The sequence below is a fragment of the Methylocella sp. CPCC 101449 genome, assembly GCF_031921685.1.
Taxonomy (GTDB): Bacteria; Pseudomonadota; Alphaproteobacteria; order Rhizobiales; family Beijerinckiaceae; genus Terripilifer.
Genome location: NZ_JAPDHU010000001.1, coordinates 550,996 through 574,556 on the forward strand (window position 1 = coordinate 550,996; position 23,561 = coordinate 574,556).

Here is a 23,561-nt window from a genome sequence, read left to right on the forward strand (position 1 = left end):
ATGAATCAGACGAGCTCGCTTCCCGACACCGTTCAGTTCGATCTCACACCTGACGATGGTGGCCCCGCTTATCGTATTTTCCTGCGCCTGCCGGCCGGGCCGCCGCCGGAGGACGGATGGCCGTCGCTCTATCTGCTCGATGCCAATGCGGTGATCGCCACGACCGTCGAAGCTTTGCGCGTGCAGGCGGCCTATCCGCTGGGCACCGGCATCCGCGACGCGGTTGTCGTCGGCATCGGCTATCCGACCGAGGCCGCCTATGACAGCGTGCGCCGCTCCTGGGATTATGGTCCGCCACCAGGAAAAATCTATCCGCCGCACAGCGTCGGCGGCCCTGATGTGCGCACCGGCGGCGCCGAACTTTTTCTGGATTTCATCGAGAACCAACTCAAGCCGGAAATCGGACGGCGCGCGCCGCTCGATCCCACCCGCCAGGCATTGTTTGGTCATTCTTTCGGCGGGCTCTTCGCGCTTTTCGCGCTCTTCACGCGGCCCAAAGCTTTCAGCGACTGGATCGCGATCAGCCCGGCGATCTGGTGGGAAGAGCACAATCTGTTGCGCTTTGCCGCGCTCGGAAGATCACACGACGATCTGACGCCACGCGTCCTGCTCGGCGCCGGCGAATACGAGCAGCAACTCGCGCCTTTTCAAGTCGGTGCAGCGGACGAGGCGCAGCGTCGCAAACGCCAGGATGAAGCCAAGACCATGGACGAGACGCGCGCCATGGCCGAGCGCCTGGAACGGCAATTCCGCTGTTACACGGAATTCGCCGTCTTTGAGGGTGAGACACATATGTCGCTGCTGCCGGTGGCGATCAATCGCGCCATCCGCTTCGCGCTGGGACCAAGATAGTCAGGCTTTCAAGGCCTGGGCATTGTCCCTGGCATAGGTTACGAGCGTGCGCGGCACCTTGCCTGTGAGCGTCTCGACATCGCCTGTGACGGCGGCGGTCCAGCCTTCACGCACCGGATAGAAGATCGAAGCCAGGAAGGTCGCATAATCATTGGGCACGCCAGCGCCCGTGAGAATGCCAATGAAGGTTTCGTCGCTGATCGCCGTGTAAGCGACCGGCTTGCCGATGACGTCAGAAATGATCTTCGCCGCATCGCCGTAACCCAAGGCCTTGGGACCCGTGAGATTGAAGGCTTTGCCGTCGAACTTGTTACTGGTCAGAGCAGCAGCGGCGCTCGCGGCAATGTCGCGCACGTCGATGAAGCTGGATTTGCCTTCGCCGGCAGGAACGGCGATCTGGCCGTGGTCGATGCCCGCCTTCCAATAGGTCTGGAAATTGTCGGAGAACCAATTCGGCCGCAGAATGACATAGGGCAAGCCGGATTTTTCCAGTGCGATTTCAACCTGGCGATAGGGAATGGAATCGTCCGCATCGACGCCGAAGACGCTCTGGAACACCACTTTGACTTGGGCAGCCTTGGCCGCTTCGATCACCGGCAGAAGTAGCTCCTTGGCGTTCACATAGCCGCTCGGCAACATGACATAGGCGCGGTCGACGCCCTCGAAAGTCGGACCGAAAGTCGAGGGATCGGCATAGTCGAACGCAACGCCTTCGGCGCCCGCCACCGGCTTGCCGGAGCGCGAAGCGGCCTTCACCGCCTCGCCTTGGGCCCGCAGGGCTTTGACGAGCGGCGCTCCGACATTGCCGGTGGCGCCCAGAATCAGAATTTTGCCAACCATCGTAATCTCCTATAGTATCCATTGGAAACCATGTTTCTGATGGATAGATACAGGCGATTCTGAAGAGGCAAAAGAGAGCACTTTTGGCTCACATAGTTTCTGCCAGGAAACCGAGCCAAGAAACTGAGCCAAGAAACTGGCGATTTGGACGGACCGATGATGACCATGCTTCAAGCCTACAATGTCTATGAGGATCGCTGCCCAACGCGGATGGTCCTGGACCGGCTGGCGGATAAATGGGCGCTGCTCATTCTCGATCGACTTGAAAGCGGCCCGGTGCGCTTCAATCATCTGCGCCGCGACATCAAAGGTATCTCGCAAAAGGTGCTGTCGCAGACGCTGAAGAAACTGGAGCGGGACGGATTGTTGTCGCGCGCCGTTTTTCCCACCGTGCCTGTCACCGTTGAATATGCGCTGACGCCACTCGGTCGCACGTTGACGCAAACCGTGGCGGCGCTGGCCCATTGGGCCGAGCACAACATGGACGCGGTTCTTGCCGCTCAGGACGCCTATGACGCGAGCGCTGATCGATGACATGTCCCTGACGCATGTTGTCGCAAGGCTGCTCGGAAGAAAGGAGGACTTCCGCCATCCGGCAAAGACGCGTACATCTGAAGCAACTCAACAGGGAGGCTGACATCGATGACGGTGATCGTGTCCGATGGCGCGCAGTTCGACTATATCATCTGCGGCGCTGGTTCGGCTGGATGCGTTCTGGCGAACCGATTGTCGGCCGATCCGAAAAACCGCGTGCTGTTGCTGGAAGCCGGCGGCAACGACAATTGGATCTGGTTTCACATTCCCGTCGGCTATCTCTTCGCCATCGGCAATCCACGCGCCGACTGGATGTTTCGCACCGAGAAAGAGCCGGGCCTCAACGGCCGCGACCTCGCCTATCCGCGCGGCAAGGTGATCGGCGGCTGCTCGGCCATCAACGGCATGATCTACATGCGCGGACAGGCGGCCGATTATGATGGCTGGCGCCAGATGGGCCTGAACGGCTGGGGCTGGGACGATGTGCTGCCGCTCTTCCGTAAACAGGAAGATCACTATGCTGGCGAAACGCCCATGCATGGCGCGGGCGGCGAATGGCGCATCGAGGAACCGCGCATTCGCTGGCAATTGCTCGACGCGGTGCGTGAAGCGGCCGCCGAAGTCGGCATTCCCGAGATCGACGACTTCAACACCGGCGACAATTTCGGTTCCTCCTATTTTCAAGTGAACCATAAACGCGGGCGACGCTGGAGCGCGGCGCGTGGATTTCTCAAGCCCGTTCTCAACCGGCCGAACCTGACCTTGCTCAGCAACGTGCATGTGTCGGAGATTCTCTTCGAAGGCAAACGCGCCACGGGCGTGCGCTACAAGATCGACAACGAGACGCGCACCGCGCGTGCAGCCGGCGAAGTGGTGCTGAGCAGCGGCGCCATCGGCACGCCCCAGATTCTCGAACTGTCGGGCATCGGCAGCGGCGAACGCTTGCAGCAGCTCGGCGTCACGCCGGTGCATCATCTGCCGGGTGTCGGCGAGAATCTGCAGGACCATCTGCAATTGCGGGTGATCTATAAAGTCTCGCGCGGGCGTACGCTCAATGTCGACTATCAATCGCTGATCAAACGCGGCTGGATGGGCGTGGAATATGCCTTCTTCCGGCGCGGCCCGATGACCATGGCGCCATCGCAGCTCGGCATTTTCGCCCGCTCGGCGCCGCAGTACGCGACACCCAATGTGCAATTCCACGTGCAGCCGCTGTCATTGGACAAATTCGGCGACCCGCTGCACAGCTTTCCCGCCATCACCATGAGCGTCTGCAATCTGCGGCCGACGAGCCGTGGCAGTGTGCATGCGGTGTCGCGCGACGCGCAAACGCATCCGTCGATCAAGCCGAACTATCTGTCGACCGATGCCGACAGGCAGGTGGCCGTCGATTCCATCAAACTGGCACGCCAGATCGCCGCCGCGCCGGCGCTGAGCAGCTACGAACCGCAGGAATATCTGCCGGGCGCGAACATCCAATCCGACGAGGATCTGGCCAAGGCGGCCGGTGCCGTCGGCACCACCATTTTCCATCCAGTGAGCACGGCGAAAATGGGCATCGACAGCGATCCCATGGCGGTGGTCGACGAGCGCCTGCGCGTGCGCGGCCTTCAGCGCCTGCGCATTGCCGATGCTTCGGTGATGCCGACGATCACCTCCGGCAACACCAATTCGCCGACCATGATGATCGCCGAGAAAGCGGCGATGATGATGCTGCAGGACGCGCGTTAAGTCGCGCGTTGAGCATTCGCCTTACATAACGATGTATTGCAACGGCTCGCGGCGCAGAAATCGCTCGGCATTGGCGCAGGCTTTGTCAGCGATGCGCCGATAGAGCAATGGCCCGCAAGCCGCCGCCACATGCGGCGTGATCAACAGATTGGGGGCGCGCCACAGCCTGTGACCTTCCGGCAAAGGCTCAGGATCGGTGACGTCGAGCCCGGCGCCGCCGATGACGCCACCTTCCAGCGCATCGGCCAGCGCTTCCGTATCGATGATGCCGCCGCGCGCGATGTTGACGATCAAGGCCGTCTTCTTGCACAGCGCCAATTGCGACCGGCCGATCAGCCCGCGCGTGCTGGCATCGAGCGGCGCTGCCACCATGATCGTATCGGCCTGCGGCAAGAATTCATTCAGACGATCGATCGTTGCCGTTTCGGCAAAGGCGCTCGGCCGCGCCGTGCGCGACAGGCCGACGATGCGAGCGCCGAAGGCGTGCATCAGCCGGCCGATCTCCTGGCCGATACTGCCGAAACCGATGATCAGGCATGTGGATTCCGCAGGGGTCACCAAGCGCGCACCGGCGCCCTTGCGCCATTGACCCTGGTCCTGCGCCCGCACCATCGCCGGTACATCGCGTTGCAAGGCCAGCGCCAGAGACACCGCATGGGTGGCGACCGACGGGGTCAGCGCATCGCCGGCATTGGTCACCTGCACGCCCTGGCGCACGCCATGTCGCTCAACACGATCGAAGCCGGCGGAAAGAAGCTGCACCCACCGCAAGGTCTGGGATTGCGTGGCGGCACGGCCGATGGCTTCGGAATAATCGAAAACGGTGATGATCAGCGCATCGGCATCCGCCAGCTCCGCACAAACCGCGGCTTCATCGGCGGCTACGACGGCCGTGCTACCCAGCATGTCGGTCAGGCGCTGCCGGATGATGTCATTGGGCGTGAAAACAACAATTTTCATAAGCCTCCCCATTTTCTTTTCCCAGATCTTTTGGATGAGCCCAGATCTTTGGGTGAGCAATGCCAGCCTTGCCGTCGCTTGTCCATGGCCGCGCACCGCACCCTGGAACCCGATGCCGCATGCCTGCGTTACGATTATGATTTCTTTCTTCAATCCGGTTTGTAAAACTGGCGTCGACGCGTACAATCCGCGCAAGACGAAACCCGGAGGCGAAAATGTCAATCAAGGATGTGCTGCTCGTTCTGGAAACGGGCGCGCCGCAAGCGGCAAAAGATTATGCGCTGTCCTTCGCCTCGCAACTCGGCGCGCATCTGTCGATCGCCGCCGTACCGGCGCAGTTGATCACGCCGATGAGTGCCGGCGGCGACTATCCCTATGAATTGATCGCGATGATCGCCGAGGAAGCCAAGACCGACGCGAAACAGGCCTATGACAAGATCGCGGCCGAAGCGCCGGCCAATGTGAAGACGCAGATGGTCAGTGTCGACGGCATCAGCGGCCTGGCGCAATCGGAGGTCGGCGGGCTCGCCCGCCATTTCGATCTGGCGATCACGGCGCAGGCCGGGCCCGATTCCAGCAGCGACGACAGCCTGATCAACGTCACTTTGTTCGATTCCGGCCGGCCCGTCATCATCGTGCCGTTCATCCAGAAGCAGCCGGCGAAATTCGGACACATCCTCGTCGCCTGGGACGGCAGCGCCGTGGCGGCGCGCGCCTTGAACGATGCGCTGCCGCTGCTGCGTAAGGCCGGCAAGGTCGAACTGGTGCGGATCACGCCGGAAGGCACGCCACCGGAAGAGCTGCCGGGCTATAACATCAGCCGGCATCTCGCCCGCCATGGCATCAATGCCGAATTGCGCATGCTGCCGGCGGCGAGCGACGTCGCTTCGGCGCTTCTGTCCTATGCCGCCGATTCAGGCGCGGACCTGCTGGTGATGGGAGGCTATGGCCATTCGCGCATGCGCCAGTTCTTCTTCGGTGGCACGACCCGCGACATCCTCAAATCGATGACCCTGCCGATCTTCATGGCGCGTTAAGAGAACAGAATGTTGCGCCGGATGCGTCCGGCGCAACATGATCGTTCAAATCTGCGGCGGCACGCCCATGAAATCGCGCTTGCCGATATCGACGCCATTCTTGCGCAGCAGATCGTAAGCGGTCGTCGTGTGGAAATAGAAATTCGGCAGGCTGAAATTCAACAGCAGCGACTGGCCGGTGAATTTGCGCTCTCCGCTCGGGAAAGCGATGACGATTTCCTTATCTTCCGTTCCGTCGATCTGCTCCGGCTTGATCGCTTTGATGAAATCGATGGCCTTGCCGATCCGCACTTTTAGATCGGCGATCGAGCTTTCATTGCCCTCGAATTTGACCGGCTCAATGCCGGCCAGACGGCTGCAAGCCGATACGGCATGATCCGTCACCGCGCGCACCTGGCGCACGAAGGGAAACATGTCCGGATACATGCGCATGTTCAGGAAATAGACCGGATCGAGCTTCTTGGTCTCGATATGGGAATCGGCCTTGTCGAGCACGTTGGACAGCGCGGTGAGGAACTGCACGAAAATCGGCACCGACGCTTTATACATAGAGATCGCCATGAAGGGGTTTCCTCGTCAAAACAAGGGCGACAATCTACTGGACGGAAAGATGCGGCGCCAGTGATCCTTACACTGGACATCACCCGCCTTGCCGCTAGATTTTCCCGATACGCCTCAGCAATCCAGCTTCCTGCCACCGAGACCTCCATGACCGATCTGTTCCAGCTTTCCGCCGTCGAGGCCGCGCAGAAAATCCGGGCCGGCGAACTCAGCGCCTATGCGCTGACGCGCGCCTGTCTCGACCGGATCGAAGCGCTGGACGGCGACATTCGGGCCTGGGCTTACCTCGATGCGGAACGAGCGCTGGCGCAGGCACATGAAGCCGACCGGCAGCAGGCGGCCGGCGCCATCGGCGGTCCGCTGCACGGTGTGCCCGTCGGCATCAAGGATGTGATCGACACCGCCGATCAGCCGACCCAATTCGGGTCGCCGATTTTCGCCGGCCGCCAGCCGGAAGAGGATGCTGCTTGCGTCGCCGCGCTGCGTGGCGCCGGTGCCATCATCCTGGGCAAGACGGTGACGACGGAGCTGGCTTCGCTGACGCCAGCTGGCACGCGCAATCCGCTCGATCATGGCCGCACGCCCGGTGGCTCTTCGTCCGGTTCGGCGGCGGGGGTGGCCTGCGGCATGATGCCTTTGGCGCTCGGCACGCAAACCGCCGGCTCGGTCATCCGCCCAGCTTCCTTCTGCGGCCTGTTCGGCTTCAAGCCGACGCCGGGTTTTATTTCACGCTCGGGCGTGCTGCTGCAATCGCACACCCTCGACACCATAGGCGTCTTCGCCCGCTCATTGCCGGACGTAGCGCTGATCGCCGATTGCCTAGGCGCACAGGACCGCAGCGACGAGATCAGCTATCCACGCGCCCTGTCGCGCCTGTTGGCCTTTCTCACCGAAGCCCCGGCTGCAAACGGCCAGTTCGCCTTCTGGCGCACGCCGGCCTGGGAACATGCGGAAGCCGGTACGCATGCGGCTTTCGGCGAATTGGTGCGTGAACTGGGCAGCGCCTGCCAGACGATCGAGATGCCGAACGAGTGCGACAATCTCATTGCTTATCAGCACACCGTGCAGAGCGCCGAGAATGCCGCCTGGTACGGCTCCATCCTCGATCGTCACGCCGCGCAATTGAGCCCGGCCATGCGGGCACGACTGGAAGCCGGTCAGCAGGTGACGGCGCGCGCCTATCTCGAAGCGGAAACCGCTCGCGACGTGCTCTATGCCGCGATGGCGCCGGTGCTGCATCGCTACGAGGCGATCATCTGTCCGGCAGCACCTGGCCCAGCGCCCCAGGGGCTTCAAGCAACCGGTAATCCGATCTTCAACGCGATGTGGACCTATCTCGGCGTGCCGGCAGTGACGCTGCCACTGCTTGAGGTCGATGGCCTGCCGGTCGGTGTGCAGCTCATCGGGCCGCGACGCGGCGAGGCGCGGCTATTGCGCGCCGCGCGTCAACTGATGGAACGGCTCGGCGCCAAGATGTAAGTTCAGGCGTTCTGCACCGCCGGCAGTAGCGGCTTGCCGAGGATCATGTCGGCCGCCCGTTCCGCCATCATGATCACGCAAGCGTTGATATGGGCGCCGACGATGCTCGGCATGGCCGAGGCATCGACCACGCGCAGGCCTTCAGCACCACGCACGCGCATCTGCGGATCGAGCACCGTACCGATCGGTGCCGAACAACAGGGGTGATGCACGGTGATCGCCGTCTTGCGGAACCATTCCTCGATATCGGCGTCGCTGTTGACCGGCGGCGGCCCCACCGGCCGGCCACGAAACGCATCCATCATCTTCTGATGCGTGATGTCGAGCGCATGCCGCGTGCCCTTAATGATCGTTTTCAAATCGTCGGGATGGCTCAGGAAGTTGTATTTGATGCGCGGATGATCGTCCGGATTGGTCGAGCGCAACAACACCTGGCCGCGGCTCTTTTGATGCAGCAGCGTCGGCCTTATCGCGAAGGAATCCTCGAACGCTGCTTTCAATCCGGGAAACCAAAGATCGGCCGCGCCCGACGTGCCGCGGAAAATGTATTCGATGTCGGGATAGTCGAGCCCGCTCTCGCTCTTGATGAAGGCGAAAAGGCTGGTCGGCACCGAGGTCGCCGGCCCCGTGCCGAAGAGATAAGCCTGGACCATGGCGAGGCTGATGCGGTCGGCCCGCATCAAAGCATGGAAAGGTCCCGGCCCGTTGCGCGCCCAGGAAAACCAGGCCGCCAGATGATCCTGCAAATTGCTGCCGACAGGCAGATCGATCAGCGGTGAGACGCCGACCTCAGTGAGATGCGCGGCCGGACCGACACCCGACAGCATCAACAGTTGCGGCGTGTTGAACGTGCCGGCGCTGAGAATGAGCTCCTTGTTGATCGTTACCTTATGGGTCTGGCCGTCACGGCGATATTCGAGGCCCGTGGCGCGCGTGCCATCGAAAAGGATTTTCGTCGCCTGGGCCTTGGTTTCGATCGTCAGATTCTTGCGGCCGCGAACTGGATGCAGATAGGCGCGCGCCGTCGAATGGCGTTTGCCGTCCTTGATGGTGAATTGGACCGTGCCAAAACCTTCGCTGGTCGCGCCGTTGAAATCGGCATTGACGGGAAAGCCGCAGGCCTTGCCGGCCTCGATCCAGGCATCGGAGAGGGGATCCTTGGCGCGCCCCCATTGGGTGCGCAGCGGGCCTGAGCCACCACGCCAGGTGTTCTCGCCGTCTTCCCAGGTTTCGCTGCGTTTGAAATAGGGCAGCACCTCCCGATAGGACCAGCCGTCCGCGCCCTCTTCGCGCGCCCAGCGATCGTAGTCGCCCCGGTCACCGCGCGTGTAAGCCATGACGTTGATGGAATGGGAGCCACCCACAACCTTGCCGCGCATCGCTTCGATGGGCCGATTGTGCAGGTTGGGTTCAGGATCGGTGTCATAGCCCCAGTCATGCAGCCGGTGCTGGTGCAGCTTGCCGAGGCCAAGAGGGATGCGGATCAGCGGATCGGTGTCCCAGCCGCCGGCTTCGAGGATCAGAACGCTGTGGCGGCCGTCTTCAGTCAGGCGGTTGGCGAGGATCGACCCGGCAGAACCCGCACCGACAATTACGTAGTCATACCCTCCGCTCCCAGCCATCCGTTGCCTCCGCTTAACGACGTTGCGAGATTTGGCAGGACCGTAAGGGAGATTCTAGGGTTAAGCCAATGGTTTCAGGGAGACCGAGCCGTTTCCCATTAACTTTTGCCGCCTAGCCTGCCGGCCATCTCGCGGGCCGTGCGCCCCGCCGACCCCAAGATCTGGACCTGTTTCACCATGGCACAGCCGACCGGCCTGTCGATCCTGCTGATCCTCTTCACCGTCACCACCAATGCGGCGGCGCAAATCATGCTCAAACACGGCATGACCCGCCACGGCCCGCTGACGATCTCGTCCGACGGGCTCATCTGGACGGTGCTGTCGGTGGTGTTCAACCCCTGGGTGTTCCTGGGGCTGTGTACCTTTGTCGTCAGCATGGCCTCGCATCTGGTGGTGCTGTCCCGGGTTCAGCTCTCCTTCGCCTATCCGTTCCTGAGCCTGGCTTATGTTATCGTCACGGCCTGGGCTTATTTCGCTTTCGGCGAGAACGTCGGCGCGCTGCGCATTGCCGGCATCGCCCTGATCTGTTTCGGCACAGTGCTTATCTCCATGAGCTGAGCACGCTTTTTGCCATCATGCCGTGGAAAAGCGGGACACGACACAACATGAAACACATCATCATCGGCGGTCACGGATTTGTCGGCCAGCAATTGGCGGCCAATCTGGTCAAGGACGGCCATCAGGTGGTCGTCGCCGATATCGAGGACAAGCAGACGGCGCACGCCTCGCAGGTCGAATTCGTCCGGATCGACGTGACGAGCCGCTCGAGCCTCGACCGGGTCACGGTGACGCCCGACGACGTGGTCTACAATCTGTCGGCGAAAATGCTGAGCCCGATCATGCCGCGGGCCAAGCGCCGCGATTTCTTCTGGCCAGTGAACTACCACGGCGTCGCGAATATTCTGGACTGGATGGACAAGGCCAATGCCCATCGGCTGGTGCATTTCACCACCGATATGATCTATGGCCACACCCATGAAGTGCCGACGCGCGAGGATGCCCCGGCGAAACCGCTCGGCGAATATGGCCAGTCGAAGCTCGAAACCGAATGGATGTGCGCGGACTGGCGCACGCGCGGCTTCGACATTTCGATCTTCCGCCCGCGCCTCATCATCGGGCCCGGCCGGCTCGGCATTCTCGAAAAGCTGTTCAAGCTGATCGACTATAATCTGCCCGTTCCGATGATCGGCTCCGGTCACAATCCCTATCAGTTCATCTCAGTGTTCGATTGCGCTTCGGCAGCGGAAGCGGCCTGGCGGGCCGGCTTTCCGAACAAATCCTACAATCTCGGCTCCGACGATCCGCCGCCCGTGCGCACCTTGCTGCGCGACCTGATCAACGAAGCCGGCAGCAAATCGATCCTGCTACCGACACCGGCGCCGCTGGTGAAACTGACGCTGACCACGCTCGACCTCATCAACATGCCGTTGATGGACCCCGAGCAATATCTGATCGCCGACGAAGTATGCATTCTCGACACCACGGCGGCCAAGACCGATCTCAACTGGAAACCACTTTATCGCGACGAGGACATGCTGAAGGCGGCCTATCGCGAATATCGGGCGAGCCGCAGCAAATCAGGCGCCTCGCCGACCTCCGTCGCCCTCCATCGCCAATAATAAGGCCCAAGCAATGACGATGACCCAGACGACCGACACGACCGTTGCGCGCCCGAACCTGCTTTCGGTCGAGGATGCAAAAGCCCTCGACCTCGACAGCGTGCGCAAACTGACCATGGCCCATCTCAATCCGGGCCAATTGCACTTCATGCGCCTGCTCGGCTTCGACCGCGTGCTGATCGAGCGCGCCGAAGGCATGCATTACATCGACACGAATGGCCGCAAAATCCTCGACTTCTTCGGCGGCTTCGGCTCGGTCGGTTTCGGCCACAACCATCCGCGCATCATCGAAGCGCGCAAGAAATTCCAGGACGAGCAGCGCCAGGAAATCTGCATGGCGTTCATGTCGCAATATGCGAGCGCGCTGGCCAAGAACCTCGCCGCCATCGCACCGGGTGATCTCGACATGGTGTTCCTCGGCTCTTCCGGTTCGGAAGCCATGGAAGCGGCGCTGAAGATCGCCGAACAGGCGCAGGGACCGGAACGGGCGACCGTCGTTTACGCGGAGAATTCGTTCCACGGCAAAACCAAGGGCACCTTGGCGGTCACCGACGGCGCGCTCTATCGCTCGCAATTCAAGCTCGCCGACAATGCGCGGCGGGTGCCGTTCGGCGATATCGAGGCGCTGCGCAAGCTATTCGCCGAGGATCGCAGCATCGGTGCCGTGGTGCTTGAAACCATTCAAGGCGGTGCCGGCATCGTCGAAGCGCCAACCGCCTATTGGAAGGGCGTGCGCAAGCTGTGCGATGAATACGGCGTGCTGTGGATCGCCGACGAAGTGCAATGCGGCATGGGCCGTTCCGGCCGCTTCTTCGCCTTCGAGCACCATGGCGTCATTCCCGACATCACGGCGCTCGCGAAGTCGCTCGGTGGCTCCAAATGCGCCATGGCGGCGATGATCGCGCGCCGCGACGTGTTCATGAAAGCCTATGGCCAGCCCAAGAAAGCCCTAGTGCATGCGCCAGCGACATTCGGTGGCATCGGTGAAGCCTGCGTCACCTCCATCGAAGGCCTCAACATCATCTATGACGAAGGCCTGATGGAAAATGCCGCGGCGCAGGGCAATTACCTGATCGCTCGGCTCAATGAGCTGAAAGCGAAATATCCGACGTTGATCAAGGATGTGCGTGGGCGCGGCTTGATGATCGGCGTCGAATTCGCCGATATCAGCAATACGATGCCGTTCGGCCTGCGCCACATGGTGGCGCTGCTCGACGACAAGTTGAAGGGCTCGATCTGCGGCTTCGTCGGCGCTCTGCTCCTGGCGCAGCACAATGTGCTCGTCGCCTTCACCGAATATAACCGCAACGTCATCCGGCTGGAGCCGCCGCTGATCGTCGAACAGGCCCATGTCGACCAGTTCATCACGGCGCTCGACGACATCCTGTCACGCGGCATCGCCGGCATCGTGAAGGATTATATTTCGCAAGTGACGCTGTCGAAGTAACGGCGCTTCTCTAAAAATGCGATGGCCGGGCAATGCCCGGCCATTTTGTTTGGCGCCTTTGAAAGCTCAGTCCAATCCCAGCTTGAACAGTTTCGACGCATTGGTGCGGCCGATCTTGCGGCGATCTTCCTCGCCGATCGTCGCGGCGTCGAACCAATCGCAGGCATGGTCGATGTTTTCGAACGGCCAGTCGGTCGAGAACAGAATGCGGTCTGCGCCGACTTCCAGCATGGTGTTGATCAACGCCTGGGTGCGGAAATTGCCCGAGGTCGTGATCCAGAAATTGTTCTGGAAGTAGTAGCCGATCGACTTCTCGCCCTTGTGCTTCTTGGAATTGACCCACAGGTTGCGATTGTCGACGCGCCACATGGAGAACGGCAGGCCTTCACCCATATGGCCAATGACGATCTTCAGTTTTGGGTGTTTGTCGAACAGGCCCGAGCCCATCAGGCGGAGCGAATGAACCGCCGTTTCCTGGCCGAAAGCCCAGGTCGGGCCGAGCAGCCATTCGGCGCCCTTGTAGATCTGCGCCCAGCTATCGATCGGATTGCGCGGGTGCAGATAGAACGGCACGTCGAGCTTTTCGCATTCGGCCCAGAAGGGAAGATATTGCGGCAGGTCGTAGTAGAGGCAGGTTTCCATGTCGCCGGCATTGGAGAAGCCGTTGACGAGCGAGCCCTTGAAGCCGAGATCCTTGACGCAGCGTTGCAACTCGCGAATGGCAAGATCGGGATCTTGCAACGGCAGAGCGGCGAGGCCTTGAAAGCGATCCGGCCGCTTGGCCACTTCTTCGGCCAGATAATCATTGGCGCGGCGCGCCATCTCATCGGCTTTCTTCACATCGGCGATGGCCTGAACGGCCGGCGCGTTGAAGGACAGCAGCATCATCTCCATGCCGTGCTTGTCCATCAGCTTCAGGCGCATGTCCTGAATGTCGAGAAGGCGGGCTTCCAATTCGTCGGCGAATTGCGGCGGCACGAAGGGCAGTGAATCGCCCAGTGTCTCCCGAAGCGCGAAATGTTCCTCCAGTCCAATCTTACCCTGCATCGCGAACCTCCCAATCGAATTGCGTGCAATTGCACCCATTTGAGCCGACGTTGCTTTTTTGTCAATCCGCCCGTTGGCCGCCCATTGGCAATGGATCATGCCTGCCCGGTCTCTTACCCTGCCCGCGGGTTGCCCAAGCAACGCGAACGGGAGGAAACATGCACATCCGTGGGCCGCAGGCGCGGCTTTTGGCTGGGATTCTGGTCAGCACATTTATCGGCTCCGGGGCGGCCAACGCTCAAAAGGCCAAGGACACGGTTCGGATCGGCTTTTACGAACCGATCGGCAGCGTGCTCATCTACGACGATCCGCAGCCGCAGAACGCTTTCACGACCCGGGCCGCCTTCGACACGCTGATTTGCTATGCCTCGGATTCAAAAAGCTTCGTGCCGAGCCTCGCCAAAGCCTGGCGACAGCCCGATGACAAAACGCTGGAATTCGACCTGCGCGACGATGTGAAGTTTCACGACGGCGTGGCGCTGACCGCCGAGGATGTCGCCTATACGCTGAATTGGCTGATCGATCCGGCCTCGCCCTATCGCTTCAAGGAGAATTTCTCCTGGGTGAAAGAGGCTGTCGTCGTCAGCCCGCTGACCGTGCGCATCACCTTCCGCGAGGTCAATCCGACGGCGCTCGCCCGGCTCGCCAGCAGCCTCTACATCCTGCCCAAGCACGTGCATGCGGCACTGGCCGACAAATCGACCTTCGGACGCCGCACGCCGATCGGCACCGGGCCTTATCGCATCGACAGTGTCGATATCGCCAAGGGGGTTACGCTCGCGCGCGCCGCCGCTTATCCGCAGGCGAGCCCGTGCAAGCCGGCGGCGACGGTCGGGCGGGTCGTTGGCCTGCCGATGCCCGACGTGCAGACGCAAGCCGCGCAACTGCTCACCGGCGGTCTCGATGTGATGCGCATTTCGACGCGCGAAGCCGGCGAAACTTTCGAGCATGACAAGCGCTTCGTCATGACCTCGATCGACGGCATGATGGTGCAATACATCTCCTTCGACGCCGCCAATCGCTCCGGCAATAAGATCCTGTCGGACGTGCGCGTGCGCCGCGCTCTGGTGCAGGCCATCGACCGGCAGGCCATTGCCACGAGCGTGACGCCGGGGCAGAAACCGCCGCTGAAGACCGACGCTCTGTGCTTCCCGGTGCAGATCGCCTGCGCCTGGAATACGACGCCGCCGCCCTTCGACCGCGCCGCCGCCAAGAAACTTCTGGCGGACGCCGGCTATCCCAATGGCTTCGATCTGGAACTCACCGCCTTTGCCTCAGCCGCCCAATTGGCGGAAGCGATTGCCGGCGAGTTTCACAAGATCGGCGTGCGCGCCAAGGTCAGCCCGGTGACCTTGGCCGCCTATCGGCAGAAACAGCGCGACGGGAAATTGCAGGCGGTGGTGGCGCTGTGGACCTCGGGCGGCCTGCCCGATTCCTCTTCCACCGTCGATTTCCTCTTCGGCAAGGGGCCGCGCGACTTCGCCCGCGACGACCAGATCCACCAATTGGCGGACGAGGCGATGCGCACCAATGACGAGGGCAAACGCAAGGCGCTCTATGCCAAGATCTACGACCGGGTGAACGAGCAGGCTTATGCTTTGCCGATCTCCGGACGGCCTGACGTCTTCGTCCATCTGAACGAACTGGACATCGGGCCGGGATCGCTCAGTCCCTATAGTATCGAAGCCAACGAGTTTCGCTGGAAGTAGCCGCAAGCTCGACCAGACATTCGTGAGGCGGCCGGAGCTTGGCTCTGGCCGTCTTTCTTGGCAGCTTGCCGGGAGCGAGCGGCCACCGCACAATCGCATCAGCCCCTTGCGATGGAGCTCCCATGCGGTTGCCCCCGAAACTCGTTCAGTTCCTGAAAAAATACGTCTGGAACACCACCACTTTCAAAGCCATCCTTTTCCTGTCGCCGGCGATCCTGACGTCGATCGGCTCGACCGCCATGTCGGTGTCGATCGACAATCGGGTGGCAGAGCTCAACAGGGATCGCGAAGCGGTCACGAGCAGCAGCAGCAAATTGGAAAGCTTCACACGCGATTTCGATGCCTATCAGCTGCAACGCGCGGCCAATCTGATCATCCTTGCCAGTTCGAACGGCGAGGACAAGCTCAAATACATGCTGGACAAGCGCTATCGGCTGGGGGCCCAGGCTTCGATGCGGCGCATCGTGTCGATCACTCATCCTGCCGATTGGCAGGTCCGGATGGGCGATTACGAGAAGATCACCGCCACCGACTATGAAGATGTGGCAACGGTGCAAAAGCTACAGGCCATGGAGAACGAGGTTTCCATTGAAGCCGGCCGCCGACTGACAGCGCTGCAAGCCGAAAACAACAAGCTCTCCGAGCAGATCGACAAATTGGCCAATTGGAAAACGTTGATCACCAATATCGGCAATTACATCATGTATGGCCTGACCATCTTCCTGTTCTTCCTGCGCACCAACAGTTGAGGCGAAACGCTTTCTTTGAACGCTTGCTTGAAACACTTGCTTGCAATCCCTTCCGTTCGCCGCAAAACTCATCGGATCGAGATGGAGGGAGAGAAATGACATCGTTGCGTCGCGCGCTTATGGGTGTGAGCCTGTTGTCGCTTTGCGCCGGCCCGCTGGCAGCGCAGGATGCGACCTACACCGTCAAACAACTGACGCCGGAAAGCGCATTGAAAATCGCGCAAGGCGCACTTGAGACCTGCCGCAAACAGGGCTTTCAAATCGCGGTCGCCGTCGTCGATCGCGCCGGGGTGACGCAGGTGCTGCTGCGCGATCGCCTCGCCGGACCGCATACGGTCGATGTCGCCACCAACAAGGCGTGGACGGCCATCAGCTTCCGTCTCGACACGTTGCAATTGGCGGAAGCCACGGCGTCCGGCGGGCTCTCAGGCTTGCGATCGATCGCGCGATTCCTGCCGGTCGGCGGCGGCGTGCCAGTGGAAGCGGGCGGCAGCCTGCTCGGCGCGGTCGGTGTTTCCGGCGGTCCCGGCGGACAGGCGGACGATGCTTGCGCACGCGCCGGCTTCGAGGCGGTGCGCGCCGATTTGGAATTCTAAGTCTGTCCCGGTTTCAACTTGTAGAAAATATGCGCGCCGATGCGATCCATGCGGAGCAGGCGGCGCGACCAGCCGGGGCGCACGTAATTGGCGTGATAGTGGGTCGAGCCGCCGACATCGGCGAGCCAAGTCTTGCCGTCGAGCACTTCCTCGGCGATGCGCTGCGCGGTCGCCCAGGATTCCGGTTCTGTGACGCGCAGCGACTTGCCTTCGCAGGCGAAGGAGAACTGGCAGGCCTTGTAGCGATGGCGGTTCTGATAGACGACGCCGCAAACGGAAGCGGGATAGAGACCGCTGACGGCGCGGTTCAACACGACTTGTGCGACCGCCGCCTGGCCTTCTTCCGGTTCGCTACGCGCTTCGAAATAGACCGCTTCGGCGAGGCAGCGCTGTTCCTTCTCGGTGCGCGCCTGTTCGATGATGGCGGCGTAGTCGGGGCGTTCGTTGCGGGCGATCACGGTCATGCCGCCCTTCTCGGCGACCGGCGCGCCGCCGATCGGCACATAGACGACTTCGACCTGCGCGCCCGAGGGCAGCGGCGTGGTCGAACTCAACATCACGGCGCGGCGCGGCGAGGGCGTCGAACCGTCGAGATGCAGCGGCGCGGCTTCCGGCTGCAATAAGGTGCGCAGGACCGAATGGGTCGGCGAAGCGCCATCGGGACCATGATCGCGATTTTGCGGGCTGTTGCTGCCGAGAGGCGCCGCCAGCACGGCGCCTACGCCAAGGCCGTCTTCCGGCTGTTCGAAACCGTCGAAAGCGAGGTAAGTGTCGCCTGAGATCTGGCTGCGCGCGATAAAATTCGCCGTATCGCCGGGCTTGCGCAGTTTGGCATCGAAAGAGGGCCGCAGGCCGACGACCGGATCGCCCTTGCGGCTGCGATCGGGGGTCGGGAATTGCGTCGCGTGGCGCTTGAGCACTTTGCGCGGCTCGATCTCATCGCTGGCGATCAGATCTTCCTTCTCGCCGACGGTGAGGCTTGCTTCGCGCACCAGCGCGGCGGCATAGACACGCGGCAGAGCGATCGAATTGCGCAGGCTGGAGCCGCTCGGCAGAATGAGATCGCCGGCATTGGCACGCTGGAAAGCGGTCATCGGTGCGAGCGACGAGCCGATGGAGGCATCCTGCCCGGCGTCGGCCGCCACCGTCACCGCGAGCACAAGCCCGAGGCACCACGGCGCCATTGCACCCAACGCCCAACCGAAACGCGAACGGCCCATACGCACCCTGCGTGACCAGGATCAGAATGATTTTGGATCGATTCGATCCAAAATCATTCTGATCGATTCCAAAAGGAGAGCAGGATTCTGCGCGAAAAACCGGTGACCACTTTTTCGCATCCTGCTCTATGCACCGCAGAACGGCGCGAAAAACAGTGATTCTGCCGCGAGAGCGATTTGGACCCGCAATGCCGCGGCGGCTTCAAAAAGTTATCACTCATTAGGCTTGCCGGCTTATTACTGGGCCGCGCGGCGCCCTGTTTCAAATCGAAGCAAATTGATTAAGCTCGCGGTAACCAGTTTGGCGACGGAGGGACGACACCATGGGTATGTACATCACCGGCTTCTATGCCGGCCTTCTCGGCCTGATCATGCTGGCCCTCATCGCCAATGTCGGGCGCCTGCGCGGTCAGACCGGCGTCTCCCTCGGCAATGCCGGCCAGGACCGCGCGCTTCTTATCGCCGACCGCAGGCACATGAACTTCATCGAGAACGTGCCGCTCGCCCTCGTATTGCTGGCGATCATCGAAACCAATGGGGCGCCACATCTGTGGGTGCATGTCCTCGGCATCGTCTTGGTGATCGCGCGGGTGATTCACCCCTTCGGCCTGAAGCCGGAATCGATGCGCAGCACCTGCCGCCTGATCGGCGCCGGCGGCACGATGCTGGTGACCCTGGTAGCCTCGCTGATGGCGATCTGGTTGTTCGTGAGGTAGCCCGCTTCACTTCATCGCCTCGATCGTGGCGCGCATCGCATTGAGGAGCGCGCGCACCTGTCTCCGCCTCGTGATCGCCTCAGCGCTGTATCGGCCGTGCTTGAGGGCGTTCCGGTTGCCCGGCGGCGGGCCGCTCGACAGACCGCCGTGCATCCGGCAGCGGCCATTGCTCATCGCCGGCGCGCGGCAGGTCATCCCCCCTCGGGTGCGCGCACCGCAGGCCGCAAAAGGCGCGGGAAAATGATCAAGAAAATTACCTTGCATGGGGTTGTTCCTCAGAATCGCGCAACACCCCCTCCTGCGTGAGATCTTGCGCCAGGATCATGCGGCTGACGCGACCACCCGTGTGAGCATGCCCCGGCATGTCCAGTTGCCGATGGACATGTTCGACGGTGATCTTCTGCTGGCTCTTGCCGCGATAGCGATGGAGCGCATCGAGCAAGGTTGAAAAGGTGCGCGACAGGCTATTGGCCTGCGTCATCGCCTCCCGCCACATGTTGAAGGAACGCTCGACCTCAATGGCGCGGCGATAGGCTGCCAAACTGGCGTTATGCGCCGCGACCAATTGCACGGCCATCATGCCTTCCAGCTCATCCTTCGGCGCGATGCCCTTCAGCCCGTCGACGACGGCCTTTTCCTGTTTCTTCTCTTCGTCGGGACTTAACCCCTCCAGCCAAAGCGCCTCCATCGCCTGATCGGCCAGCACTTCGGTCCAGTCCTGCGATGGCGTGTCGCCCACAGGCGCGCCAAACGCCGCGCTGTCGCCGGCGGTCGCATCCTGACCGCGTGGTTTCGATGTTTTGGTTCCCTTACCCAAAAGCCATTCTCCCCGATGCCCGCCGCGACGCTCGCGGCCGTGGACCTAAAATACGAAGGGAGGGTGGCGGAATTTTGTTCTTGTTTTGTTCTTAAATTTAGAGGAGATTTCAACATGTCGAGCGTTGCAACGCCTGTAAGCTACGCTCCAGCTTATGGATTGCTTCGCTGCGCTCGCAATGACGGTGGAGGCCAGAGAGAAAAAGTGAAGGCACCCTCTGTCTACATCATGACCAACAAGCGCAACGGGACCTTATATACCGGCGTGACCGCTCATCTTTCATTGCGTGTCCACCAACATCGTATGGGTGAACTCGACGGTTTTACCAAGAGATATGGCTGCAAACGGTTGGTCTGGCATGAATCTCACGAGCGCATGGATGATGCGATTATACGCGAGAAGCAGATCAAGGCAGGTAGTCGGTCGAAGAAAATTGCCTTGATCGAGGCCATGAACCCACAATGGCATGATCTGTATAGCGAGCTTTAGCCTACACCGTCATTGCGAGCGCAGCGAAGCAATCCAGGGGCCAAGGTGTAGAAACGCAGGCACGGATACGTCTGCGCCATGTGCTTTTCTTTCCGCTCTACCACACGCCCCTGGATTGCTTCGTCGCATTGCTCCTCGCAATGACGGTGAGAGCGTCGCGCTTCGCCCCCTAAAGCACCTTCCCCGGATTCAAAATCCCCTTCGGGTCCAGCGCTTGCTTCAACGTGCGCATCACCTCCAGCGCCACCGGGTCTTTCACCGTTGGCAACAAGTCGCGCTTCAAGGTGCCGATGCCGTGTTCGGCTGAGATCGAGCCGTTCAAACGCGTGACGATGCCGTGCACCACGGCGTTCATCTCGTACCAGCGGTCGAGATAGGCCTGTTTGTCCATGCCGACGGGCTGGGTCACGTTGTAGTGGATGTTGCCGTCGCCGAGATGGCCGAAGGGCACGAGGCGGGCGCCGGGCATGAAGGCTTCCACCGCAGGACCAGCTTCGTCGAGGAATTGCGGCACTTTCGCCACCGGCACGGAGACGTCGTGCTTGATCGAGCCGCCTTCGAACTTCTGCAATTCGGAGAGCAGTTCGCGCAGCTTCCAAAAATCGGCGCGCTGATCGAGGGAGGCGGCCACCACCGCGTCTTCGATGAGGCCCTGCTCCATGCCCTGTTCGAGCACGTTCATCAGAGCGGCTTCGCCGCCCTCGATCTGCGAGCCCAATTCCAGCAGCACATACCAATTGTGCTTGCCGGCCAGCGGATCGCGCGTACCTTCGCCGTGCGTGACGACGATGTCGAGGCAGAAGCGCGACATCAGCTCGAACGTCTTTACGTCGGCGCCGGCGAGCGACTGGGCGAGATTAAGGAGCTTCAGCGCTTCGTGCGGTGAGTTCAAACCGATGAAGGCCGTGTGCATTTCTCTGGGGCGCGGATAGAGCTTCACCACCGCGGCGGTGATGATGCCGAGCGTGCCTTCCGAGCCCATGAACAGATGTTTCAGGTCGTAGCCGGTGTTGTCCTTCTTCAGCTTCGACAGATTGGACAGCACGCGGCCATCGGCGAGGACGACTTCGAGGCCGGTGACGAGATCGCGCGCATTGCCATAGGCGAGCACCGCCGTGCCGCCGGCATTGGTGGAGAGATTGCCGCCGATGGTGCAGGAGCCTTCGGCCGCCAGCGACAGCGGAAACAGAGCGCCGGCCTTCTCGGCTGCTTCCTGCACGGCGAGCAGAGTGAGGCCCGCCTCCACCGTCATGGTCATCGAGGCCGGATCGGTCTCGCGCACCTTGTCCATGCGCTTCAGGGACAGGACCACTTCGTCCTTGCGGCTGCCCTGACCCGGAATCTGGCCGCCGACCAGGCCGGTATTGCCGCCCTGGGGCACGACTGGCGTGTCGGTCTCGGCGCAGAGTTTCAAGATGGCGGCGACTTCGGCGGTCGAACCGGGCCGCACGACACAACGTGCGTGGCCGTGGAAGAGATCGCGCGGCTCGGCCAGATAGGCGGCCATGTCACCGGCTTCGCGCAGCACGTGACGCTCGCCGACAATGGCGGCCAGGCGGGACAACAGCGGATCGGCGGCAACGTCGGCGGCGGTGGTCATAGATCAGGTTCCTGAGATTCATATCCTTAAGCCGAGCGGTCTGCCGGCACGCCCGCCTTTTCTCACTCCGTTGCTATAGTCGCAATATGGCGACAGTGACAGGTCCGGGCATTCGGCCGCGCTTTGCGTATTGACGCGGGGCCGCTCGCATGGTGTTTCGCGCCCTCAACCGACCGAATGGCCGCTTTTTCCGGATTTCATGACCGCCGCCGCCCATACATTCCAGATTGTCCACGACCCGCAGGTGCCGCCGACCGGACTGCGGGGGGCCGTCTATGCGCTCGGCAATTTCGATGGCGTGCATCGCGGCCATCAAGCGGTGATCGGCGAGGCGCTGGCCTTGGCGCGGCAGCTCGGCAAGCCCTGCGCGGTTTTGACCTTCGAGCCGCATCCGGCCGATTTCCTGGCCGGCAAGCGGGTGGTCGAGCGGATCACCCCGCCACAGGCGCAGGCGCGCGCGCTGGAACGGCTCGGCATCGACGGCGTCGTCGTGCTGAATTTCAACGCCGAGATCGCCAAGCTCGATGCGGAAACCTTCATCGCAGAAGTTTTGGTCAAGCGGCTCGGCGCCTCGGGCATCGTCGCCGGCTACGATTATCATTTCGGCAAGGGCCGCCAGGGCACGCCGGACGCGCTGAAAGAGATCGGCCAGCGCCATGGGCTCAGCGTCCATATCGTCGCCAAAGTGGCGGCCGATGCCAATGGCTCGCTCGACGCGGTGCATTCGAGCGCCGTGCGCAAGGCCTTGGCGGAAGGTGACATGACCCTCGCCGGCCATCTGCTCGGCCATGATTTCTTCGTCGTCGGCGAAGTCATCCACGGCCAGGCACTGGGCCGCACTCTGGGCTTTCCCACCGCCAATCTCGAGCTTGACCCCTCGATGCATGTCGCGCACGGCATTTATGCAGTGCGCCTCAGCGTGGACGGGCGCACCTATAATGGTGTCGCCAGCTATGGCCGGCGCCCGACCGTCGACAATGGCGCGCCGTTGCTCGAAGTCTTCGTCTTCGATTTTTCCGGCGATCTCTACGGCAAGACGGTGGAAGTCACCTTCGTCGCCTGGCTGCGGCCGGAACTGAAATTCGACGGCCTCGATCCGCTGATGGTGCAGATGCGCAAGGACGAGGCGGAGGCGCGGGCGATTTTGCAGGCTTCCTGAACGATCGCGTCCTGAACCATCGTATTCTGAACTATCTTGGCCTCCGGCGGTTAAATCCGCAAATAAGGAGGCACCATGTCGGCGATCTGCCAGGAATTGATGCAGAAACTCTATGGCCGGAACATCTGGGACGGTTTCGTCTCCGGCCCAGCCGAAGACGACATTCAGGGCTGGAACGGCGACCACCCGGCGCTTTCGCGCCTCGCCGGCCACGGTTCCCGGCCGATTATCGTCGATGTCGGCGTCTGGAAGGGGCAGTCGACCATCAATCTCGCGGAAAACCTCAAGAAAAACCGCATCGATGGCGTGGTTTTATCCGTCGACACGTTCCTCGGCTCGCTGGAACACTGGGTCTATTATCCTGATATGTTTCAAAGAACTCAGGGATTGCCGAATTTATACGAGACCTTTCTGTCGAATGTCGCGGCACGCGGGCTGACCGACTACGTCATCCCGATGCCGCAGACCTCGTCCACAGCCTGCAAAATCCTCCGGCATCAGGACATCCGGCCGACCCTGGTCCATATCGACGCCGCCCATGAATACCGGGAGGTGCGCAACGATCTGGAGGATTACTGGTCGATCCTGGCCGAGGGCGGGGTTTTGATCGGCGACGATTACCATGCCGGGGCCTGGCCGGAGATCGTCCAGGCGGCGGACGAATTCGCCGCGAAAATCGGCCGGCCGATGACGGTCGAGGAGCCGAAATTCATTCTGAAAAAGTAGGTTCGCCCGGGCTCCCGGATCACGCTTCGCGTGTCCGGGATGACACAGAGT

The 23,561-nt window shown here is 61.7% G+C and carries 23 protein-coding genes and 1 pseudogene; 15 read left to right on the forward strand and 9 right to left on the reverse strand.

Going from position 1 to position 23,561, the window contains the following annotated elements; all coding sequences use genetic code 11:
• Window positions 1-852 carry an alpha/beta hydrolase-fold protein gene (locus OIM99_RS02465; protein WP_311848730.1) on the forward strand — a complete coding sequence of 284 codons (852 nt, stop codon included), beginning with the start codon at window positions 1-3 and terminating at the stop codon, window positions 850-852.
• Here the strand turns inward: OIM99_RS02465 and OIM99_RS02470 are convergent, their stop codons facing one another.
• On the reverse strand, window positions 853-1,692 hold the full coding sequence (locus tag OIM99_RS02470; protein WP_311848731.1) for an SDR family oxidoreductase: 840 nt from the start codon (window positions 1,690-1,692) through the stop codon (window positions 853-855).
• Window positions 1,693-1,857: 165 nt separating this feature from the next.
• Between OIM99_RS02470 and OIM99_RS02475 the strand changes: the two genes are divergently transcribed.
• Both OIM99_RS02475 and OIM99_RS02480 read left to right on the forward strand, forming a co-directional pair.
• A complete protein-coding gene (locus OIM99_RS02475) occupies window positions 1,858-2,226 on the forward strand; it encodes a helix-turn-helix domain-containing protein (protein ID WP_311850329.1) in 369 nt (122 codons plus the stop codon).
• Between the two features lie 108 nt (window positions 2,227-2,334).
• On the forward strand, window positions 2,335-3,957 hold the full coding sequence (locus tag OIM99_RS02480; protein WP_311848732.1) for a GMC family oxidoreductase N-terminal domain-containing protein: 1,623 nt from the start codon (window positions 2,335-2,337) through the stop codon (window positions 3,955-3,957).
• A 21-nt stretch (window positions 3,958-3,978) separates the two neighbouring features.
• On the opposite strand, the gene OIM99_RS02485 is transcribed toward OIM99_RS02480, so the two are convergent.
• A complete protein-coding gene (locus OIM99_RS02485; RefSeq protein ID WP_311848733.1) occupies window positions 3,979-4,917 on the reverse strand; it encodes a D-2-hydroxyacid dehydrogenase in 939 nt (312 codons plus the stop codon).
• 215 nt (window positions 4,918-5,132) lie between these two features.
• Here OIM99_RS02485 and OIM99_RS02490 point away from each other — a divergent pair, with 215 nt between their 5' ends.
• Window positions 5,133-5,954, forward strand: coding sequence for a universal stress protein (locus OIM99_RS02490; RefSeq protein ID WP_311848734.1), 822 nt, complete (start codon window positions 5,133-5,135; stop codon window positions 5,952-5,954).
• Window positions 5,955-5,999: 45 nt separating this feature from the next.
• On the opposite strand, the gene OIM99_RS02495 is transcribed toward OIM99_RS02490, so the two are convergent.
• Entirely contained in the window at window positions 6,000-6,515 is a 516-nt protein-coding gene (locus tag OIM99_RS02495) for a DUF1993 domain-containing protein (protein WP_311848735.1), read from the reverse strand.
• A 147-nt stretch (window positions 6,516-6,662) separates the two neighbouring features.
• Here OIM99_RS02495 and OIM99_RS02500 point away from each other — a divergent pair, with 147 nt between their 5' ends.
• Window positions 6,663-7,994: an amidase gene (locus tag OIM99_RS02500; RefSeq protein ID WP_311848736.1), complete on the forward strand. Its 1,332-nt coding sequence runs from the start codon at window positions 6,663-6,665 to the stop codon at window positions 7,992-7,994.
• 2 nt (window positions 7,995-7,996) lie between these two features.
• Here OIM99_RS02500 and OIM99_RS02505 read toward each other — a convergent pair whose 3' ends face one another.
• Window positions 7,997-9,616, reverse strand: a complete 1,620-nt coding sequence (locus tag OIM99_RS02505) for a GMC family oxidoreductase N-terminal domain-containing protein (protein ID WP_311848737.1) — start codon at window positions 9,614-9,616, stop codon at window positions 7,997-7,999.
• 177 nt (window positions 9,617-9,793) lie between these two features.
• Here OIM99_RS02505 and OIM99_RS02510 point away from each other — a divergent pair.
• The 3 genes and pseudogenes from OIM99_RS02510 to OIM99_RS02520 form a co-directional block, all read left to right on the forward strand.
• Window positions 9,794-10,171 (forward strand): annotated as a pseudogene (locus tag OIM99_RS02510) (transporter); the annotation flags it as partial.
• 50 nt (window positions 10,172-10,221) lie between these two features.
• The gene (locus OIM99_RS02515) at window positions 10,222-11,235 is read left to right on the forward strand and encodes an NAD(P)-dependent oxidoreductase (protein ID WP_311848738.1); all 1,014 of its coding nucleotides are present in this window, start codon (window positions 10,222-10,224) and stop codon (window positions 11,233-11,235) included.
• Between the two features lie 13 nt (window positions 11,236-11,248).
• Window positions 11,249-12,682 (forward strand): aspartate aminotransferase family protein, encoded by a 1,434-nt coding sequence (locus tag OIM99_RS02520; protein ID WP_409371460.1) that lies wholly within the window; start codon window positions 11,249-11,251, stop codon window positions 12,680-12,682.
• Window positions 12,683-12,748: 66 nt separating this feature from the next.
• Here the strand turns inward: OIM99_RS02520 and OIM99_RS02525 are convergent, their stop codons facing one another.
• On the reverse strand, window positions 12,749-13,729 hold the full coding sequence (locus OIM99_RS02525; protein WP_311848740.1) for an amidohydrolase family protein: 981 nt from the start codon (window positions 13,727-13,729) through the stop codon (window positions 12,749-12,751).
• 158 nt (window positions 13,730-13,887) lie between these two features.
• On the opposite strand from OIM99_RS02525, the gene OIM99_RS02530 reads away from it, so the two are divergent.
• From OIM99_RS02530 to OIM99_RS02540, 3 genes are all read left to right on the forward strand, one after another.
• Window positions 13,888-15,438, forward strand: coding sequence for an ABC transporter substrate-binding protein (locus OIM99_RS02530; protein ID WP_311848741.1), 1,551 nt, complete (start codon window positions 13,888-13,890; stop codon window positions 15,436-15,438).
• Between the two features lie 122 nt (window positions 15,439-15,560).
• Complete coding sequence (locus OIM99_RS02535; protein WP_311848742.1) at window positions 15,561-16,187, forward strand: hypothetical protein; 627 nt, start codon at window positions 15,561-15,563, stop codon at window positions 16,185-16,187.
• A gap of 95 nt (window positions 16,188-16,282) precedes the next feature.
• Window positions 16,283-16,783, forward strand: coding sequence for a heme-binding protein (locus OIM99_RS02540; RefSeq protein ID WP_311848743.1), 501 nt, complete (start codon window positions 16,283-16,285; stop codon window positions 16,781-16,783).
• On the opposite strand, the gene OIM99_RS02545 is transcribed toward OIM99_RS02540, so the two are convergent.
• Window positions 16,780-18,003, reverse strand: a complete 1,224-nt coding sequence (locus OIM99_RS02545; RefSeq protein ID WP_311848744.1) for a cell wall hydrolase — start codon at window positions 18,001-18,003, stop codon at window positions 16,780-16,782. The two genes, OIM99_RS02540 and OIM99_RS02545, sit on opposite strands and share 4 nt — an antisense overlap.
• A 323-nt stretch (window positions 18,004-18,326) precedes the next feature.
• Between OIM99_RS02545 and OIM99_RS02550 the strand changes: the two genes are divergently transcribed.
• A complete protein-coding gene (locus OIM99_RS02550; protein WP_311848745.1) occupies window positions 18,327-18,719 on the forward strand; it encodes an MAPEG family protein in 393 nt (130 codons plus the stop codon).
• 6 nt (window positions 18,720-18,725) lie between these two features.
• Here the strand turns inward: OIM99_RS02550 and OIM99_RS02555 are convergent, their stop codons facing one another.
• Window positions 18,726-18,983, reverse strand: a complete 258-nt coding sequence (locus OIM99_RS02555; protein ID WP_311848746.1) for an HGGxSTG domain-containing protein — start codon at window positions 18,981-18,983, stop codon at window positions 18,726-18,728.
• Complete coding sequence (locus OIM99_RS02560) at window positions 18,973-19,536, reverse strand: hypothetical protein (protein WP_311848747.1); 564 nt, start codon at window positions 19,534-19,536, stop codon at window positions 18,973-18,975. Before OIM99_RS02560 ends, OIM99_RS02555 begins: the two co-directional genes overlap by 11 nt.
• 204 nt (window positions 19,537-19,740) lie before the next feature.
• Here OIM99_RS02560 and OIM99_RS02565 point away from each other — a divergent pair, with 204 nt between their 5' ends.
• The gene (locus OIM99_RS02565; protein WP_311850331.1) at window positions 19,741-20,025 is read left to right on the forward strand and encodes a GIY-YIG nuclease family protein; all 285 of its coding nucleotides are present in this window, start codon (window positions 19,741-19,743) and stop codon (window positions 20,023-20,025) included.
• Between the two features lie 169 nt (window positions 20,026-20,194).
• Here OIM99_RS02565 and OIM99_RS02570 read toward each other — a convergent pair whose 3' ends face one another.
• Complete coding sequence (locus OIM99_RS02570; RefSeq protein WP_311848748.1) at window positions 20,195-21,625, reverse strand: FAD-binding oxidoreductase; 1,431 nt, start codon at window positions 21,623-21,625, stop codon at window positions 20,195-20,197.
• Between the two features lie 199 nt (window positions 21,626-21,824).
• Here OIM99_RS02570 and OIM99_RS02575 point away from each other — a divergent pair, with 199 nt between their 5' ends.
• Together OIM99_RS02575 and OIM99_RS02580 are read left to right on the forward strand one after the other, a co-directional pair.
• A complete protein-coding gene (locus tag OIM99_RS02575; protein ID WP_311848749.1) occupies window positions 21,825-22,784 on the forward strand; it encodes a bifunctional riboflavin kinase/FAD synthetase in 960 nt (319 codons plus the stop codon).
• Window positions 22,785-22,859: 75 nt separating this feature from the next.
• Window positions 22,860-23,510: a class I SAM-dependent methyltransferase gene (locus OIM99_RS02580; protein ID WP_311848750.1), complete on the forward strand. Its 651-nt coding sequence runs from the start codon at window positions 22,860-22,862 to the stop codon at window positions 23,508-23,510.
• The last annotated feature ends 51 nt before the right edge of the window (window positions 23,511-23,561 follow it).

Bases quoted from the DNA above. Each gene is read 5' to 3' on its own strand.
- OIM99_RS02470 (WP_311848731.1), bottom strand. From the start codon at position 1,692: ATGGTTGGCAAAATTCTGATTCTGGGCGCCACCGGCAATGTCGGAGCG.
- OIM99_RS02535 (WP_311848742.1), top strand. From the start codon at position 15,561: ATGCGGTTGCCCCCGAAACTCGTTCAGTTCCTGAAAAAATACGTCTGG.
- OIM99_RS02500 (WP_311848736.1), top strand. From the start codon at position 6,663: ATGACCGATCTGTTCCAGCTTTCCGCCGTCGAGGCCGCGCAGAAAATC.
- OIM99_RS02475 (WP_311850329.1), top strand. From the start codon at position 1,858: ATGCTTCAAGCCTACAATGTCTATGAGGATCGCTGCCCAACGCGGATG.
- OIM99_RS02545 (WP_311848744.1), bottom strand. From the start codon at position 18,003: ATGGGCCGTTCGCGTTTCGGTTGGGCGTTGGGTGCAATGGCGCCGTGG.
- OIM99_RS02495 (WP_311848735.1), bottom strand. From the start codon at position 6,515: ATGGCGATCTCTATGTATAAAGCGTCGGTGCCGATTTTCGTGCAGTTC.
- OIM99_RS02515 (WP_311848738.1), top strand. From the start codon at position 10,222: ATGAAACACATCATCATCGGCGGTCACGGATTTGTCGGCCAGCAATTG.
- OIM99_RS02480 (WP_311848732.1), top strand. From the start codon at position 2,335: ATGACGGTGATCGTGTCCGATGGCGCGCAGTTCGACTATATCATCTGC.
- OIM99_RS02465 (WP_311848730.1), top strand. From the start codon at position 1: ATGAATCAGACGAGCTCGCTTCCCGACACCGTTCAGTTCGATCTCACA.
- OIM99_RS02485 (WP_311848733.1), bottom strand. From the start codon at position 4,917: ATGAAAATTGTTGTTTTCACGCCCAATGACATCATCCGGCAGCGCCTG.
- OIM99_RS02490 (WP_311848734.1), top strand. From the start codon at position 5,133: ATGTCAATCAAGGATGTGCTGCTCGTTCTGGAAACGGGCGCGCCGCAA.
- OIM99_RS02570 (WP_311848748.1), bottom strand. From the start codon at position 21,625: ATGACCACCGCCGCCGACGTTGCCGCCGATCCGCTGTTGTCCCGCCTG.
- OIM99_RS02575 (WP_311848749.1), top strand. From the start codon at position 21,825: ATGACCGCCGCCGCCCATACATTCCAGATTGTCCACGACCCGCAGGTG.
- OIM99_RS02520 (WP_409371460.1), top strand. From the start codon at position 11,249: ATGACGATGACCCAGACGACCGACACGACCGTTGCGCGCCCGAACCTG.
- OIM99_RS02505 (WP_311848737.1), bottom strand. From the start codon at position 9,616: ATGGCTGGGAGCGGAGGGTATGACTACGTAATTGTCGGTGCGGGTTCT.
- OIM99_RS02540 (WP_311848743.1), top strand. From the start codon at position 16,283: ATGACATCGTTGCGTCGCGCGCTTATGGGTGTGAGCCTGTTGTCGCTT.
- OIM99_RS02555 (WP_311848746.1), bottom strand. From the start codon at position 18,983: ATGCAAGGTAATTTTCTTGATCATTTTCCCGCGCCTTTTGCGGCCTGC.
- OIM99_RS02530 (WP_311848741.1), top strand. From the start codon at position 13,888: ATGCACATCCGTGGGCCGCAGGCGCGGCTTTTGGCTGGGATTCTGGTC.
- OIM99_RS02550 (WP_311848745.1), top strand. From the start codon at position 18,327: ATGGGTATGTACATCACCGGCTTCTATGCCGGCCTTCTCGGCCTGATC.
- OIM99_RS02580 (WP_311848750.1), top strand. From the start codon at position 22,860: ATGTCGGCGATCTGCCAGGAATTGATGCAGAAACTCTATGGCCGGAAC.
- OIM99_RS02525 (WP_311848740.1), bottom strand. From the start codon at position 13,729: ATGCAGGGTAAGATTGGACTGGAGGAACATTTCGCGCTTCGGGAGACA.